Genomic DNA, 15,619 nt, shown 5'->3' with positions numbered 1-15,619 from the left:
CCGGATGGCGATGATCCGGTTGGTCACGCCTGTCGCCTATGGGCGGGGTGGCAGCGCGGGGCGGCGACGGGACGGCCGGGTGGAGGCGTCGGGCGGGGTCGCCGCCGGACGCTCGTCCAGCGCGGCCAGCGCGAGCCGTACCGCCTCCTCGACCTGCGGATCCCTGCCGGCCGCCCAGTCGTCGGGGGTGATGTCGATCTCGACATCCGGATCGACGCCGTAGTTCTCCACCCCCCAGCCGAATTCCTCGAACCAGAAGGAGTACCTGGGCACGGTGATGTGCGACCCGTCGACCAGCCGGTGGCCGCCCTCGATGCCGATGACGCCACCCCAGGTGCGGGTGCCCACCACCGGCCCGAGCTTGTAGATCTTGAAGGCCGCGGTGACGATGTCGCCGTCGGATCCGGCGTTCTGGTTGGTGATCGCGACCAGCGGTCCGCGCGGCGCGTCCTCGGGATAGGTGATCGACGTCATACCCCTGGGCAGGTCCCAGCCGATGACCCGGCGGATCAGCCTCTCGATGACCAGCTCGGAGGTGTGACCGCCTCGATTCCCCCGCACGTCCACCACGAGCCCCTCGAAGGTCATCTCCCTGCGCAGGTCGCGGTGGAACTGCGCCCACCCCTCGGCCACCATGTCCGGGATGTGCAGGTAGCCGAGGCGGCCATCGCCGAGCTCCCTGACCCGCGCCCGGCGCCCGGCCACCCAGTGCTGGTAGCGCAGGCGCCTGTCGTCACCGAGCGGCGTGACGACCACCCTCCGGCCACCACCCAGGGTCAGCTCGACCGGCTTGTCCGCGGCGCCGACCAGCAGCCTGGCCGGACCCTGCGGCGGCACCGGGCGGCCGTCGACCGCGAGCAGCGTCTCTCCCTCCATGACCGTCGCCCCAGGCCCGGCCAGCGGCGAGCGGGCGTGCACGTCGGAGGACTCGGCGGGCAGCACCGTCTCCACCTGCCAGCGGCCGTCGGCCCCCCTGGAGAGATCGGCGCCGAGCAGGCCGACCGGCTCCGAGGCCGGGTAACCCCAACCGGCCGCGTCGACATAGGCGTGCGAGCTGCCCAGCTCCCCCACGACCTCCCAGAGCAGATCGGCGAAGTCGTCGGCGGTGGCGACGCGGTCCACCAGCGGCAGGTACTCCTCCAGCACTGCCTCCCACTCGACGTCGGCCATGTCCTCGACCCAGAAGTCGGCGCGCATCCGGCGGCCCGCCTGAGCGTAGGCGTGACGCCGCAGGGCCCGAGGGTCGCCGGTGATCCGGATCCTGGACAGGTCGACGGTCGCCTCGTCGCCGTTCTTGGCGCCCGCCTTGCCACTGGCCGGCCGGACCGTGAGCGTGCCCTTGTCACTGACGACGAGCTGCGTGCCGTCACCGCTCACCCGATACCAGTCGAGTTTGTCGACCACCTCCTCCCACTTGCGCTTGTCCAGGTCGTAGCGGTCCAGCGCCGCCCGGGGCGCCTCGCCTCCCACCTCGTCCCTGTCCTCGCCGAGCTCCCCCGCCAGTGGCTCGCGCAGCCAGACGAACCCGCCCTTGACCGCCCGCAGGTCCGAATAGCGCCCCTCGGGCACCGGCACCCGCACGACCCTGGCGGCGATGCCGTCCAGGTCCACGGTGATCGCGGCCTCGTCCCGCTTGTCGTCGTCACCGGAGTCGGCGATGGGCCGCCCCGCGGCGCTGGGCGCGAACGGGGACGGCGTGGACGCGGCCAGCGGCACCAGATAGGGCCGGTAACCGAGAGGGAAGGACATGTCGAAGGAGTGCGCGTCATAGATCGGGTCGAAACCACGCCGAGACAGGAACGCCAGGTAGTCACCCGCGAAGGCGGGCGAGGTGTCCAAGAACCTGCCGTCCGTGACATCGGTCATGACCCGGTCCGCCACCCTGGCCAGCCTGATCCTGCGCAGTTGCGGGCCGTCCGGGTGCGACCAGGCCAGCCAGCCGGAATCCGGCGACCAGGCGAGGCCGTGCACCTCGCCGTCGGCCCTCGCCAGCTCCACGACCTCGCCGGAGGCCACGTCGACCAGGAGCAGCCGCCCGTCCCTGGCGCTCACCGCGATCGTGTTCCCGTCCGGCGCGACCGCCAGGTCGCCGACCTCTCCCAGCCTGCCCTCGGCGATCCTGCGGCTCTCCCCGCCCCCGGTGGGAACGATCTCCAGCCCCTGTGTCGCACCGTCGTCGAAGACCCACACCACCCGGTCGTCACCGAGGACGCGGGGCCGCCCCGCCGACAGGCCGTCACTGAGCTGCCGCGCCGGTCCGTCCCGGTGGGTCACCCAGTGCACCGTCCCCTGGACCTCCACCGCACTGGCCCGCCCGGTCGCGTCCACGGCCAGGTCGTGCAGCCGCCTGCCCGCGTTGACCTGGTAGGGCTGCCGTCCCCGCAGCGGGGAGCCGAGCGTGACGTCGAGCTTGCGGGCCTCGGCGTCAAGATCGTCCAGTAGGTAGAGATCACCGGCGTTCTGGTAGACGATCCGCCTTCCGTCGGTGGTGGCGTGCCTGGCGTAGAAGGCCTCGTGGTCGGTGTGACGGCGCAAGCCGGTGCCGTCCGGCTCGCAGGAGTAGAGGTTGCCGACGCCCTCGTGGTCGGAGAGGAAGGCGAGCCGCCCGCCGACGAGCATCGGGCCGGCCAGGTGGCCGTTCAGGTCGGCCAGGAGCCGGGTGAAGTCCCCCTCGCCACGCCGCACCCACAGGCGACCCGCCGTACCGCCTCGGTAGCGCTTCCAGACCGCCGGATCGCGGGGCAGCCCCCCGGCGAGCAGTGCCACCGCCTCACCCGTGACCGACAGGTCGTTGATCGGACCGTACGGCAACCGCTCGACGGCTCCGTCTCCGAGCGCGTAGGCCCAGGTCTGCCAGATGAACGGCTGGCCGGTCGCGCTGATCGCGAGGATCTCCCCCTCCGGTGTCCAGCCGCGCGTGCGCGTCCGCGCGTCACCCCAGTAGGTCAGCCGCTCGGCGGACCCGGAGTCCAGATCCGCCAGGTAGATCTCGGGGGCGCCGTCGCGAACGCTGGTCCAGGCGACCCTGGTGCCGTCGGGCGAGAGACGGGGATGGCTCGCGGGGGCCCGGTCGGCGGAGAGGCGCCACGCCCGGCCGCCGTCCGCCGGAGCCATCCAGACGTCGTCGTCCGCGACGAACGTCAGCGTCTCGTGGGAGATGTGGGGGAATCGCAGGTAGAAACCAGAAACCATTGACAAATCATATTGTCCACTATCAGGTAAATCGGGGGCAATTTTCGCACCGATAGGCTGGACGGCATGACGCGAGCTGACAGAGACAACCCGGTGGTGCTCTCCAAGATCTACACCCGTACCGGGGACGACGGCACGACCGCGCTCGGCGACATGAGCCGCACCCGTAAGACCGACCCGCGCCTGGCCGCCTACGCGGACGTCGAGGAGGCCAACGCGGCGATCGGCGTGGCACTGGCCACGGGTTCCCTGGAGGCGGACGTCACCGCCGTTCTCGCCCGGATCCAGAACGAGCTGTTCGACGTCGGAGCCGACCTCTGCACCCCGATCACGGAGAACCCCGAGTTCCCGCCACTGCGGGTCGAGCCCTCCTACATCGAGTGGCTTGAGGGACGCTGCGACGAGTTCAACGAGCGCCTCAAGCCGCTGCGCAGCTTCATCCTGCCCGGCGGCACCCCCGCGGTGGCCTGGCTGCACGTCGCCAGGACCGTGGTCCGGCGGGCCGAGCGGACCGTCTGGTCGGCGCTTGAGGCCCACGACGACGTCAATCCGCTGACCGCGAAGTACCTCAACCGGCTGAGCGACCTGATGTTCATCCTCTGCCGGGTGGCCGCCGGCGGCGACGAGATCCTCTGGAAGCCCGGCGGCACCCGCTGAGGGGCCCGCCGTCCTCTGGAAGCCCGGGCACCCGCTGAGGGGCCCGCCGTCCGGTAGGACGGCGCGGGAGATCAGGCGACGTCGAGATGGGCGCTGGGCGGAGCGGACTCCAGCCAGGCCACGAAACCGGTCAGTGCGCGGTATCCCATGGCGAGTTCGAAGGCGCTCTGCCCGTTGCGGCACTCAAGCGCCGTCACGCCCTCGATGAACCCGAAGAACTCACCGGAGCCGACCCTACGACGACCGGAAACGACAAGGCCGCGCCTCACGATAACGTGGCGCGGCCTTGGAAGCAGACCTATGAGCGGGATCCAGTTGAGGTGGCCGTCGGCGTAGCGGGCCACCCCGACCCGCCACCCCCGCTCCCTCGACATGGGGCGCAGGCAACACAGCACCGATCCTCGGAAGCGGGTCAGGATGAGCACCCGGAGTGCCAGGAGGGCGACGAGCAGCCCCACCACGATGAGTACGTCCAGCACTACCATGTCTGCCCGCCCCCCAACAAGCCCTTACCGTTAAGAAGCCGAATTTATCCGACTTCTTCTCCGGCCGCGCGCAGCCGGGCCCTGGCACGCTTGGCCTCGGCGGCCGCCTCTGCCGCCGCGTCCGCGTCCTCCATGCCGGCCTCGACCGAGGCCTGAGCCCGCTCCAGCGCACTCTTGGCTCGGGCGACATCGATCTCGGAACCAAGCTCGGCGATCTCGGCCAGGATCGACACCTCGTCGTCGGCCACCGAGAGGAATCCTCCGTGGACGGCGGCGACGAGGTCGGCCTCGCCACCTCGCTTGATCTTCAGCAGCCCGCCCTCGACGAGAACGCCGAGCACGGGTGCGTGTTTAGGCATGATACCGATCTCGCCGTCGACGGTCTTGGCAATCACCATGTCGGCCTCGCCGGACCAGATCTCCCGCTCCGGGGAGACGACGCCTACTCGCAGCTTCGCCACTTTCTCTCCAGTTCCTTATCGAACCAGGCGCCGGTACGGCCGCATGACCGCACCGGCACCGAAGGCGACTAGCGGGCGAGTTCCTTGGCCTTGGCCACGGCCTGGTCGATGCCACCGACCATGAAGAACGCCTGCTCGGGCAGGTGGTCGTAGTCGCCGGCGCACAGACCCTTGAACGAGGCGATGGTCTCGTCCAGCGGCACGTTCTCGCCGGGCTGACCGGTGAACGCCTCGGCGGCGTACATCGGGTGGGACAGGAAGCGCTCGATGCGACGGGCCCGGTTGACGGTGACCTTGTCCTCTTCGGAGAGCTCGTCGATACCGAGGATCGCGATGATGTCCTGCAGTTCCTTGTACTTCTGCAGGATCCGCTTGGTCTCCTGAGCCACGCGGTAGTGCTCCTCGCCCACGATCAGCGGGTCGAGGATCCGCGAGGTGGAGTCGAGCGGGTCCACCGCGGGGTAGATGCCCTTCTCCGAGATCGGCCGCGAAAGCACGGTCTGCGCGTCGAGGTGCGCGAACGCGTTGTGCGGGGCCGGGTCGGTGATGTCGTCCGCGGGGACGTAGATCGCCTGCATGGAGGTGATCGAGTGACCGCGGGTCGAGGTGATGCGCTCCTGCAGAACACCCATCTCGTCGGCCAGGGTCGGCTGGTAACCCACCGCGGACGGCATGCGGCCGAGCAGGGTGGACACCTCGGAACCGGCCTGGGTGAACCGGAAGATGTTGTCGATGAAGAGCAGCACGTCCTGCTTCTGCACGTCACGGAAGTACTCCGCCATGGTCAGGGCGGAGAGCGCGACGCGCAGACGGGTGCCCGGGGGCTCGTCCATCTGGCCGAAGACGAGGGCGGTGTCCTTGAGGACGTTCGCCTCCTCCATCTCCAGCCAGAGGTCGTTGCCCTCACGGGTGCGCTCGCCGACGCCGGCGAACACCGAGGTGCCACCGAAGTTACGGGCGACCCGGCGGATCATCTCCTGGATCAGCACGGTCTTGCCCACGCCCGCGCCGCCGAACAGGCCGATCTTGCCACCCTGCACGTACGGGGTGAGCAGGTCGATGACCTTGATGCCGGTGGTCAGCATCTCGGTGCGCGACTCAAGGGTGTCGAAGGCGGGCGAGGGACGGTGGATGCCCCAGCGCTCCTCGATCTTGAGCGACGCGGTGGGCACGTCCAGTGCCTCACCGAGCGTGTTCCACACGTGGCCCTTGACGACGTCGCCGACCGGCACGGAGATGGCCGCGCCGGTGTCGGCCACCGCCGCGCCACGGGTCACGCCGTCGGTGGGCTGCATGGAGATGGCCCGGACCAGGTTGTCACCCAGGTGCTGGGCGACCTCCAGGGTCAGCAGCCTGACCTCCCCGCCGAGGGTGACCTCGGTGGTGAGCGCGTTGTAGATCTCGGGCATCGCCTCGACGGGGAACTCCACGTCGACGACGGGACCGGTGACCCGCGCGACGCGGCCCACGCCGGTCTCAACAGTCTGTGCAGTCATTTCACTCTTTCCCCGCTGCGGCGTCAGCCAGCGCGCTCGCGCCACCGACGATCTCGCTGATTTCCTGGGTGATCTCGGCCTGGCGAGCTTGGTTCATCTGCTGGGTGAACGTTCGGATGAGCTCGTTGGCGTTGTCGGTCGCCGACTTCATCGCCCGGCGGCGCGACGCCTCTTCCGAGGCCGCCGACTGGAGCAGCGCGCTGAAGATGCGCGACTCCACATAGCGCGGCAGCAGCGTGTCGAGAACATCGGCCGCGCTGGGCTCGAACTCGAAGTACGGCAACGGCGTGTCCACCGGCTCGACGGTCTCCTCGACCTCCAGCGGCAGGATTCGCTTGATCACGACTTCCTGCGTCAGCATCGAGACGAACTGGGTCGAGACGATGTGGATCTCGTCCACCCCGTCCTCGGCCGAGAACGAGTCGATCAGCACGCCGGCGATCTCCTTGGCGTCCGAGTAGGAGGGCTTACGGGAGAACCCCGTCCACTGCCCGCTCATCTCGCGGCCACGGAAGCTGTGCCAGGCGACACCCTTGCGGCCGGTCACGAAGGGCACGGGCTCGATGCCCTTGTCCTTCAGCAGACCGGCGAGGGCCTCGGCCTCACGCAGGATGTTCGCGTTGAAGCCGCCGCAGAAGCCGCTGTCGCTGGTGACGATGAGCACGGCGGCCCTGGCGGGCCGCTCCTTCTCCACGGTCAGCGGGTGGTCGACGCTGCCGGTGTTGCTGACGACGCCCGTCACGGCACGAGTGATCTCGCGCTCGTACGGTACCGCCGCCTGCATCCGCAACTGCGCCTTCACGATGCGCGATGAAGCGATGAGCTCCTGGGCACGCGTGATCTTCGCCGTTGACTTGACCGACTTGATCCGCCGCCGCAGCAGTCTTAGCTGGGCACCCATCGGCTACTTCTTCTCAGCCGGACGGACGCGCTTGGTGATCTTTTCCTGGCCGACCGCTTCGGCGCCGAGCGCCTCGATCGGCTCCTCGTTGACCAGCAGCTCGCCCGCGGAGGTCTCGAAGGTCTTCTTGAACGCGGTGACGGCGTCCTTGAGAGCGGTGACCGTGTCCTCGGACAGGGCCTTGGTCTCGCGGATGCTGTCGAAGATGCCCTTCCTCTCTCGACCGATGTAGTCAAGGAAGTCCGCCTCGAAGCGGCGGATGTCCTCGACCGGGACCTCGTCGAGCTCACCGGTGGTGCCGGCCCAGATCGAGACGACCTCGTGCTCGACCGGGAAGGGGCTGTACTGCGGCTGCTTGAGCAGCTCGACCAGGCGCTGACCGCGCTCCAGCTGAGCCTTGGAGGCCGCGTCCAGGTCGGAGGCGAAGGAGGCGAAGGCCTCCAGGTCACGGTACTGGGAGAGCGACAGGCGCAGCGTGCCGGCGACCGACTTCATCGCCTTGGTCTGGGCCGAGCCGCCGACTCGGGAAACCGAGACACCGACGTTGATGGCGGGACGGACACCGGCGTTGAACAGGTCCGTCTCCAGGAAGACCTGGCCGTCGGTGATGGAGATGACGTTGGTCGGGATGAACGCCGAGACGTCGTTGCCCTTCGTCTCGATGATCGGCAGACCGGTCATCGAGCCGGAACCCATCTCCTTCGACAGCTTCGCGCAACGCTCCAGGAGGCGGGAGTGCAGGTAGAAGACGTCACCGGGGTAGGCCTCACGGCCCGGCGGGCGACGGAGCAGCAGGGAGACCGCGCGGTAGGCGTCGGCCTGCTTGGTCAGGTCGTCGAAGACAATGAGAACGTGCTTGCCCTGGTACATCCAGTGCTGGCCGATGGCCGAACCGGTGTAGGGGGCGAGGTACTTGTAACCGGCCGGGTCGGACGCCGGAGAGGCGACGATGGTGGTGTACTCCAACGCGCCCGCCTCCTCAAGGCGAGCCTTGACCTGGGCGATCGTGGAACCCTTCTGGCCGACCGCGACGTAGACGCAGCGGACCTGCTTGTCGGGGTCGCCGGAGAGCCAGTTCTCCCGCTGGTTGAGGATGGTGTCCACGGCGATCGCGGTCTTGCCGGTGCCACGGTCACCGATGATCAGCTGGCGCTGGCCACGGCCGATCGCGGTCATCGCGTCGATCGCCTTGATGCCGGTGGCGAGGGGCTCCTTCACCGGCTGGCGCTGCACGACGGAAGGCGCCTGAACCTCAAGGGGACGAACGCCCTCGGACTCGATGGCACCCTTGCCGTCCAGCGGGATGCCCAGCGGGTCGACCACTCGGCCGAGGAAGCCGTCGCCGACCGGCACGGACAGGACCTCGCCCGTCCGGCGGACCGACTGGCCCTCCTCAATCTTGCTGAAGTCGCCCAGAACAACGACACCGATCTCCCGGACGTCCAGGTTCAGTGCCAGGCCACGCGTGCCGTCCTCGAACTCAAGCAGCTCGTTCGCCATCGCCGAGGGAAGGCCGGAGACATGGGCGATACCGTCGCCGCAGTCGACGACGGTCCCGATCTCCTCACGCGCGGCGCCTTCCGGCTCGTACGCCTGGACGAAGCGCTCAAGGGCGTCCCGGATCTCGTCCGGCCGGATCGTAAGCTCCGCCATCTCTCTTCAGTCTCCCTATTCGCCTAGCCGGCCAACCGGCGGCGGACTTCTTCGATTCGTCCCGCGATGGTGGTGTCGATGAGATCGTCCCCGATGTGCACCGAGAACCCTCCCAGCACCCGCGGATCCACCTCGACGTTCAGATGAACGTCGCGGCCGTACGAGGTGCGCAGCCACGTGGCGAGACGCTGCTTCTGCTCCTCTGAGAGCACGATGGCGCTGCGCACCACCGCGACGAGGCGCTGCCGCTGGGCGGCGACCAGCCTGCCGAATTCCTCCAGCCCACTGTCCAGACTACGTCCTCGCGGATGTACCACGAGCTGCGTGATCAGGCGGAGAGTGGTGGGGGCGACCTTGGCGGCGAGGAGGGAGCCCAGCAGCTCCCGCTTGGCCTGCTCCGGTGCCGCCGAGGAGGTCAGAGTCCGGTGCAGTTGCAGGTTCGAGGCGACGATACGCCCGAACCTGAACAGCTCGTCCTCGACGTCGTCAAGCCTGCTCTGCGCCTCGGCCTCCGCGGAGGCGGCGATGACGCCGAGACGCTCAAGGGCGTCGGCCAGGTCGCCGGATCGGGCCCACCGTGCGGACACGGCCGCGACGACCGTCTCCAGTGCGGCATCGCTGATCTTGCCCTCCAGCAGCACCCGTACGACCTGCGCCTTCTGGGCCGCGGGCCGGGCGGGGTCGGAGAGGTTGCGGCGGAGCCCGTGCTCACGGTCGAACAGGTCGGCGACCGAGAAGAGCTCGTCGGCCAGCGTGCCGAGGTCGGCGCTTCCCGCGACGGCGTTGAAGCGCTCTTCGACCTCGGCCAGCGAAGCCCTGCTCAGACCTCTCATCAGCGGACCGCCGCGCTGCTCGACTCGAGCTCCTCAAGGAACCGGTCCACGGTGCGGCGCTGGCGCGCCTCGTCCTCAAGGGACTCGCCGACGATACGGCCGGCCAGATCGATCGACAGACGGCCGAGCTCGGTACGGAGCTGGGCGAACGCCTGCTGACGGTCGGCCTCGATCTGCAGGTGCGCGGCCTCGACGAGACGACGGGCCTCGGCCTGCGCCTCCTCGCGGAGCTCGGCCTTGATCTGCGCACCCTGCTCGCGAGCTTCCTCACGCAGGCGGGAAGCCTCGTGACGAGCCTCGGCGAGCTGGTCCTTGTACTGCTTGAGCAGCGCCTGGGCCTCGGTCTGGGCGTCCTCGGCTCGCTTGATGCCGCCTTCGATCGCATCGGTCCGCTCGGCCAGGGTCTTCTGGATGCGCGGGGTGAGGATCTTACCGACGACGAAGAGGACGACGAAGAACGCGAAACCGCCAACGACCAGCTCGTAGAGGTGCGGCATGATCGGGCTGGTGCCCTCTTCCGCCGCCAGGAGCGTAGCTGCGGTTGTCATCGATGCAGCCTTCCGTCAGAGGTGTTTTCGATCAGCCGTAGATGAACGGCGCGACAAGACCGATCAGAGCCAGCGCCTCGACGAGCACGAAGCCCAGCAGCATGTTCTGGCGGATCAGGCCGTAGGTCTCGGGCTGGCGGGCGATGGCCTGCAGACCGTTACCGAAGATGAGGCCGACACCGATGCCGGGGCCAAGCGTGGCGAGACCGTAACCGATGGAGCCGATGTTGCCGGAGACCTCAGCGAGGATGCTCATTGCTGTTTCCTTTACGGGACGGCCGGTGAACGGATCTCACCGGTCTGAACTGGAGAAAAGAGTCTTAGTGCTCGGCGTGCAGGGAGTTGCCGATGTACATCGCGGCGAGCAGCGCGAACAGGAAGGCCTGGAGGAACTGGATGAACATCTCGAACCCGGTCATCGCGATCGTCATGATGACGCCGACCACACCGACCGGGGCGCCGAGCGGCGTGAGCTTCTCGAAGAGGAACCAGAAACCGACGGCACTGAAGAAGGCCAGGATGATGTGGCCCGCGAACATGTTGGCGAAGAGTCGCACGGCGTGGGTGAACGGCGCCACGATCATGGTCGAGAGGAACTCGATCGGCGCGAGCAGCACGTAGATCGGCTTGGGCAGCCCCGGGGGGAACATCATGTTCTTGAAGTAGCCGACCGCTCCCTGGTGCTTCATGCCCAGGTAGATCTTCAGCGCGTAGACGCTGATCGCCAGGACGATCGGGAAGGCGATGTGCGAGGCGATCGGGAACTGCAGGAAGGGGACGACACCCATCAGGTTCCAGACCCAGACCAGGAAGAACAGGCTCAGCAGCAGGCCCATCCAGCGGTCGGCGTCCTTACCCAGGAAGGGGCGGGCGACCTGGTCGCGGACGAACATGTAGCCCATCTCACCGATGTTCTGGATGCCCCGGGGCACCAGCTTCGGGTTGGCGAAGGCCGACCAGCAGAAGGCCACGACCACAAGCGAGCTCAGCAGGGCGAGCAGCACCGGCTTGGTGAACCAGGTGACGCCGGCAATGATCGGGGGGAAATCGAACAGCTCAAGCCCTGGGGCCTTGAACTCGTCGGCGGCGAGGACCGTCAGCGCCTTCACGCGGCGTTCCCTTCAACGTGGTAGTGGATCAAGATTGCTTCCTCAGCGAAGCGACCGCCGCGCGAGGTCAGCGACCGTATTTCCGGTAGACCAGGTAGATGGCGAGAACGGCACCGACGATCACTCCGATCGGTGTGAACACGGCCACGCCAGTCCAACGGCTCAGCAACCAACCGCCGCCGCCGTAAAGGATGATCCCGGAGAGAATGTAACTGGGAACCGACCAGGCGGCGTTGGCGAAGTCGCGGCCATCGCTCTCGGGCCTGCGTTCTTGTTCGCTCATTGCGGGCATGACAATAGCAGCCGGGGAGATGACTAGTCATATCGGGTCCCGTAGCCCGGTCATGATACGCCTCATCGGGGGCCGCCCTGTCCGGGAACCGCGGCACCCGGGTCAACGTAGAGCATCTTCGTTTTCACGAAGCCCCACATCTCGCCGGCCGTCCAGACGACGGTGCAGATTATCGTCGACCAGCCGAAGGCGCGCGACTCGAACGCCGTGGCGCTCTCGAACATCTTCAGGAGCGCCATGATGATCAGGACCTTCACCGCGTAGCCGACGATCGCGGTGACCATCATCACAACGGGAGAGACCCGGCTCGCGGAGGAGACCGCGACCAGACTGACCGTGAAGAAGACCGCCACCACCAGGAGGCCGATCACGGCCCCCAGAGCGCCCTTGGCCCCGGAGAGCAGAGCCGCCGCGAGGATGACGACCGCGCCCGCGGCGGCGGTGGGTATCACGGCCCCTTTGAGGACGCGCACGTCGTTGGCCTGCATCGGCACTCCCAGTGACTGTTATCAAGCGAGCGATTGCTACCTCGCAGATCCAGCTAAACCATGGACCCGTTAGTGAAAGCTATCACAAGCTCATGGAAGAGCGCCTTTACCTGCCGTTTCAAGTAAACGATCAAAGGGCTGACGCGGGCGGCTCAGCTCCGCGTCTCAGGGTTTGAGAAACCTTGCCGGGGAGCGGTGAGTGACAGGTCGGGCAGCGCCGACAGCGTGGCGGTGTCGTCACCGTCGTCGTCGTCGGCGGCGACCGGACGGGGCCCCTGCGTCTCCGACGGGTAGGGGTGCGGCCGGACCCGGGCCGGCGGCTCGCTCGGCCACACCTGCCGCCCCGGCACCTCGGCGGGGTCGCTGGATCCCGTGGGAGCCGAGGGGCCGGCAGGCCCGGCGGTGCCGGCCGGGCCTGCCGGCCCCCCGGACCCGCCGACGTCGCGGCGGGCCCGCCAGCGGGGCAGCGCCATCATCACCAGCACGCCGATGGCGAGCAGCACGGTCAGCGGGAACAGGATGAGCGGGACACCCTCGATGGACAGTGCCACGACCGCGAAGGCGAACAGGAAGGTCCACGCATACATGATCATGACGCTACGACGGTGCGAGTGGCCGATGTCCAGCAGGCGGTGGTGGAGATGCCCTCGGTCGGGCGCGAACGGCGACAGGCCGTTGGACGTGCGCCGGACCACCGCCATGATCAGGTCGAGCAGCGGAAGCACCAGGATCGCGACCGGCACGAGCAGGGGGAGGATGACGGGGAAGCGGTTGATGCTGCTGGAGTCGAGCGGCGTCACCAGAATCATCGTGGAGGCGAGGACCAGGCCGATCAGCATCGCCCCCGTGTCACCCATGAAGATCTTCGCCGGGTGGAAGTTGTGCGGCAGGAAGCCCAGGCAGATCCCGATGAGCACCGAGGCGATGACCGCCGTCGCGTTGATGCTGGTGTTGCCGTAGTCCTTCGACAGGGCCACCGAGTACGTCCACGTGGCCATCGCGGCGATGCCCACGATCCCGGCGGCCAGCCCGTCGAGCCCGTCGACGAAGTTGACCGCGTTGATCATGACGACCACGATCAGGATCGTGATCAGCGGGCTCAGCGTCGAGTCGAGGATGGTCTGCCCGCCCAGCGCCGTGGGCAGCGGGAGCCACGGCAGGCTGACGCCGAAGGCGACGAGCACACCCGCCGCGCCGATCTGCCCGGCGAGCTTGACGAGGGCGTCCATGCCCAGCCAGTCGTCCAGAAAGCCGGTCAGCGTGATCAGACCGCCTGCGGCGATCAGCGCGATCACGGTCTTGCCCTCACCCTCGGCCGCCAGCTTGCCCCCGGCGTAGGGCAACTCGCCGGCGATCAGCAGGCCGGCGACGAGACCGCCGTACATCGCCAGGCCACCGAGTCTGGGCGTTGGCGTGGTGTGCACGTCACGGTCGCGGACCTCGGGCATGGCACCGATACGGACGGCGAAAACGCGGACCAGCGGGACCAGCAGGTATGTCACCGCGGCCGCGACGAGCGCCATGAGTAGGTATTCGCGCACGGAACCAGTTTCGCGGATAGTCCGGCCACCTGTGACCGGAAAACGACACAGAACAACTCATAGTTCGCTGGGATATATCTGATGGAGCCTCGTCAGCACCGCGACGCGCTCCCGTATTTCACCCACTGTGTCGGGGTTGCGGATGGCCTGTGCCACCATCGAGGCCACCGCCTTCATCTCCTCGGGCCCCATCCCCTGGGTCGTGACGCAGGGGGTGCCGACCCGGATCCCGGACGTCACCGTGGGCGGCTCCGGGTCGTAGGGGATCGCGTTGCGGTTCAGCGTGATCCCGGCCGCGCCACACCGCTGCTCGGCCACCGCGCCGGAGACCCCGACGTCACGCAGGTCGATCAGTGCCAGATGGCTGTCGGTGCCCCCGGAGACGGGCCGCATCCCCTCGGCGGCCAGGGCGTCCGTCAGCACCTGGGCGTTGGCCACCACCTGCCGCGCGTACAGCGCGAACTCCGGGCGCAACGCCTCGCCGAACGCCACGGCCTTGGCTGCCACCGCGTGCATGAGCGGGCCGCCCTGCACGAAAGGGAAGACCGCGCGGTCGATCCTGGCGGCCAGCTCCCGCGTGCACATGATCCCGCCACCCCTCGGGCCGCGCAGCGCCTTGTGCGTGGTGAAGGTCACCACATCCGCGTACGGCACGGCGGACGGCAGGGCATGCCCGGCCATCAGGCCGATGGTGTGCGCGACATCGGCGAGCAGCCAGGCACCCACCTCGTCGGCGATCCCCCGGAAGGCCGCGAAGTCGATCTCCCGGGGATAGGCGGTGGCACCACATATGATCATTTTGGGCTGATGTCGCAACGCCAGCTCCCTGACCTCGTCATAGTCGATCAGTTCGGTGTCCCTGCGCACGCCGTACGCCACGACGTCGAACCAGCGGCCGGAGAAGTTGACCTTGGAGCCGTGCGTGAGGTGGCCGCCGTGCGACAGCGCCATCGCCAGCGCCGTGTCGCCCGGCTGGAGCAGCGCCGCGTAGGCCGCCAGATTCGCCGAGGCGCCGGAATGGGGCTGCACGTTGACGTGATCGGCGCCGAACAACCGCTTGGCCCGGTCGATCGCAAGCTGCTCGGCCCGGTCGACGACCTCGCATCCGGCGTAGTAGCGCCTGCCGGGGTAGCCCTCCGCGTACTTGTTGGTGAGCGTCGAGCCGAGCGCGGCGAGCACGGCAGGCGAGGCGAAATTCTCGCTCGCGATCAGTTGGACGCCTCCGCGGAGCCTGTCGAGTTCGTCGAGGAGTACACGTGCGATCTCGGGGTCCTCGCGCTGCAGGAGGCCGAAATCTGGCCCGTAGTACGGCTCTGCGCCCATGGCTCACATCCCGAAGATGACAACTCACCCCCACTGTAAGCCCGGCCGCCCCGGTTATCCCAGGTCAGGGAGCTGTCGCCGCGGAAAGGCGTGTCGCCGTACGGAACGAACGCCCCGGGAAAGCCCCCTGGTCGTCGTCCGCGCGGGGAGACTTGGAAGACCACCCAGGGAGGCTTGGAAGACCGCCCGGCCCGCGAACCTCGCGCCGAAGGAGCCGACCGGTGGGTTTGAGCCGGGAAGGACGTCAGGAGAAGGCATGCGGAGCCCCGGCGCCCACGGGCACCCATCTCGGCGTGTCGGCCGCCTGGTCGCTGATCGAGGTCAGGATCGCCTGCCGGTAGAGGCCGAGACGGGTGCGCCACTCCGTCATGTCCTCGACGTAGCGGCCGGAGACCGGGGCGTCCCAGACGTCCCTGCTCCTGGCGAGCTGGTAGGCCTTGTCCAGACTGGCGGCCAGCGTGTCAAGCTCGGGAAGCACCTGCCTCCACATCATGACCAGCCGCTGGTAGTCGGGGTTGAACTCCCACGCCGTGGCGGCGTCCGAGGACGGCAGCCCGCTGCCGGCCGAGGCCGGTGGGGTCTCCCCCGGCTGCAGCGGCTGCGGTGCGGGTGGATCCACGAACATCACAGGCTCCTCACC

Annotated in this window: 16 protein-coding genes; 1 reads left to right on the top strand and 15 read right to left on the bottom strand. The window is 68.4% G+C overall.

The features are described 5' to 3' along the window. Positions 1 to 36: 36 nt before the first annotated feature. Positions 37 to 3,192, bottom strand: a complete 3,156-nt coding sequence (locus OG884_RS24425) for a S41 family peptidase (RefSeq protein ID WP_326636542.1) — start codon at positions 3,190 to 3,192, stop codon at positions 37 to 39. A gap of 66 nt (positions 3,193 to 3,258) precedes the next feature. Here OG884_RS24425 and OG884_RS24420 point away from each other — a divergent pair, with 66 nt between their 5' ends. Continuing rightward, complete coding sequence (locus OG884_RS24420; protein ID WP_326636540.1) at positions 3,259 to 3,849, top strand: cob(I)yrinic acid a,c-diamide adenosyltransferase; 591 nt, start codon at positions 3,259 to 3,261, stop codon at positions 3,847 to 3,849. A 71-nt stretch (positions 3,850 to 3,920) separates the two neighbouring features. Here OG884_RS24420 and OG884_RS24415 read toward each other — a convergent pair whose 3' ends face one another. The 14 genes from OG884_RS24415 to OG884_RS24350 all read right to left on the bottom strand — a co-directional run bounded on the left by OG884_RS24415 (position 3,921) and on the right by OG884_RS24350 (position 15,604). Continuing rightward, positions 3,921 to 4,334: a DUF2550 domain-containing protein gene (locus OG884_RS24415; RefSeq protein WP_326636539.1), complete on the bottom strand. Its 414-nt coding sequence runs from the start codon at positions 4,332 to 4,334 to the stop codon at positions 3,921 to 3,923. A gap of 44 nt (positions 4,335 to 4,378) precedes the next feature. After that, positions 4,379 to 4,795: a F0F1 ATP synthase subunit epsilon gene (locus OG884_RS24410; protein WP_326636537.1), complete on the bottom strand. Its 417-nt coding sequence runs from the start codon at positions 4,793 to 4,795 to the stop codon at positions 4,379 to 4,381. Positions 4,796 to 4,863: 68 nt separating this feature from the next. After that, complete coding sequence (atpD, locus tag OG884_RS24405; RefSeq protein WP_326636535.1) at positions 4,864 to 6,291, bottom strand: F0F1 ATP synthase subunit beta; 1,428 nt, start codon at positions 6,289 to 6,291, stop codon at positions 4,864 to 4,866. A gap of 1 nt (position 6,292) precedes the next feature. Beyond that, on the bottom strand, positions 6,293 to 7,192 hold the full coding sequence (locus OG884_RS24400) for a F0F1 ATP synthase subunit gamma (protein WP_326636533.1): 900 nt from the start codon (positions 7,190 to 7,192) through the stop codon (positions 6,293 to 6,295). A 3-nt stretch (positions 7,193 to 7,195) separates the two neighbouring features. After that, positions 7,196 to 8,845 (bottom strand): F0F1 ATP synthase subunit alpha, encoded by a 1,650-nt coding sequence (gene atpA, locus OG884_RS24395; protein ID WP_326636531.1) that lies wholly within the window; start codon positions 8,843 to 8,845, stop codon positions 7,196 to 7,198. A 23-nt stretch (positions 8,846 to 8,868) separates the two neighbouring features. Beyond that, positions 8,869 to 9,678 (bottom strand): F0F1 ATP synthase subunit delta, encoded by an 810-nt coding sequence (locus OG884_RS24390; protein ID WP_326636529.1) that lies wholly within the window; start codon positions 9,676 to 9,678, stop codon positions 8,869 to 8,871. After that, the gene (locus tag OG884_RS24385) at positions 9,678 to 10,226 is read right to left on the bottom strand and encodes a F0F1 ATP synthase subunit B (RefSeq protein ID WP_326636527.1); all 549 of its coding nucleotides are present in this window, start codon (positions 10,224 to 10,226) and stop codon (positions 9,678 to 9,680) included. Before OG884_RS24385 ends, OG884_RS24390 begins: the two co-directional genes overlap by 1 nt. Before the next feature lie 31 nt (positions 10,227 to 10,257). Continuing rightward, positions 10,258 to 10,482, bottom strand: a complete 225-nt coding sequence (atpE, locus tag OG884_RS24380; RefSeq protein ID WP_326636525.1) for an ATP synthase F0 subunit C — start codon at positions 10,480 to 10,482, stop codon at positions 10,258 to 10,260. A 64-nt stretch (positions 10,483 to 10,546) separates the two neighbouring features. Continuing rightward, positions 10,547 to 11,335: a F0F1 ATP synthase subunit A gene (gene atpB / locus OG884_RS24375; RefSeq protein ID WP_326636523.1), complete on the bottom strand. Its 789-nt coding sequence runs from the start codon at positions 11,333 to 11,335 to the stop codon at positions 10,547 to 10,549. Between the two features lie 67 nt (positions 11,336 to 11,402). Then, positions 11,403 to 11,618, bottom strand: coding sequence for an AtpZ/AtpI family protein (locus OG884_RS24370; RefSeq protein ID WP_326636520.1), 216 nt, complete (start codon positions 11,616 to 11,618; stop codon positions 11,403 to 11,405). Between the two features lie 71 nt (positions 11,619 to 11,689). Further along, positions 11,690 to 12,115 carry a hypothetical protein gene (locus OG884_RS24365; RefSeq protein ID WP_326636518.1) on the bottom strand — a complete coding sequence of 142 codons (426 nt, stop codon included), beginning with the start codon at positions 12,113 to 12,115 and terminating at the stop codon, positions 11,690 to 11,692. 152 nt (positions 12,116 to 12,267) lie between these two features. Continuing rightward, positions 12,268 to 13,656 carry a glycosyltransferase family 4 protein gene (locus OG884_RS24360; RefSeq protein ID WP_326636515.1) on the bottom strand — a complete coding sequence of 463 codons (1,389 nt, stop codon included), beginning with the start codon at positions 13,654 to 13,656 and terminating at the stop codon, positions 12,268 to 12,270. 57 nt (positions 13,657 to 13,713) lie between these two features. After that, positions 13,714 to 14,979: a serine hydroxymethyltransferase gene (glyA, locus tag OG884_RS24355; protein ID WP_326636513.1), complete on the bottom strand. Its 1,266-nt coding sequence runs from the start codon at positions 14,977 to 14,979 to the stop codon at positions 13,714 to 13,716. 244 nt (positions 14,980 to 15,223) lie between these two features. Further along, the gene (locus OG884_RS24350; RefSeq protein WP_326636511.1) at positions 15,224 to 15,604 is read right to left on the bottom strand and encodes a hypothetical protein; all 381 of its coding nucleotides are present in this window, start codon (positions 15,602 to 15,604) and stop codon (positions 15,224 to 15,226) included. Positions 15,605 to 15,619 lie beyond the last annotated feature (15 nt).

The organism is Streptosporangium sp. NBC_01755 (assembly GCF_035917995.1).
Taxonomy (GTDB): domain Bacteria; phylum Actinomycetota; class Actinomycetes; order Streptosporangiales; family Streptosporangiaceae; genus Streptosporangium.
The sequence above is the reverse complement of the archived record's forward strand: the minus strand, read 5'-3'. Positions and strand labels throughout refer to the sequence as shown.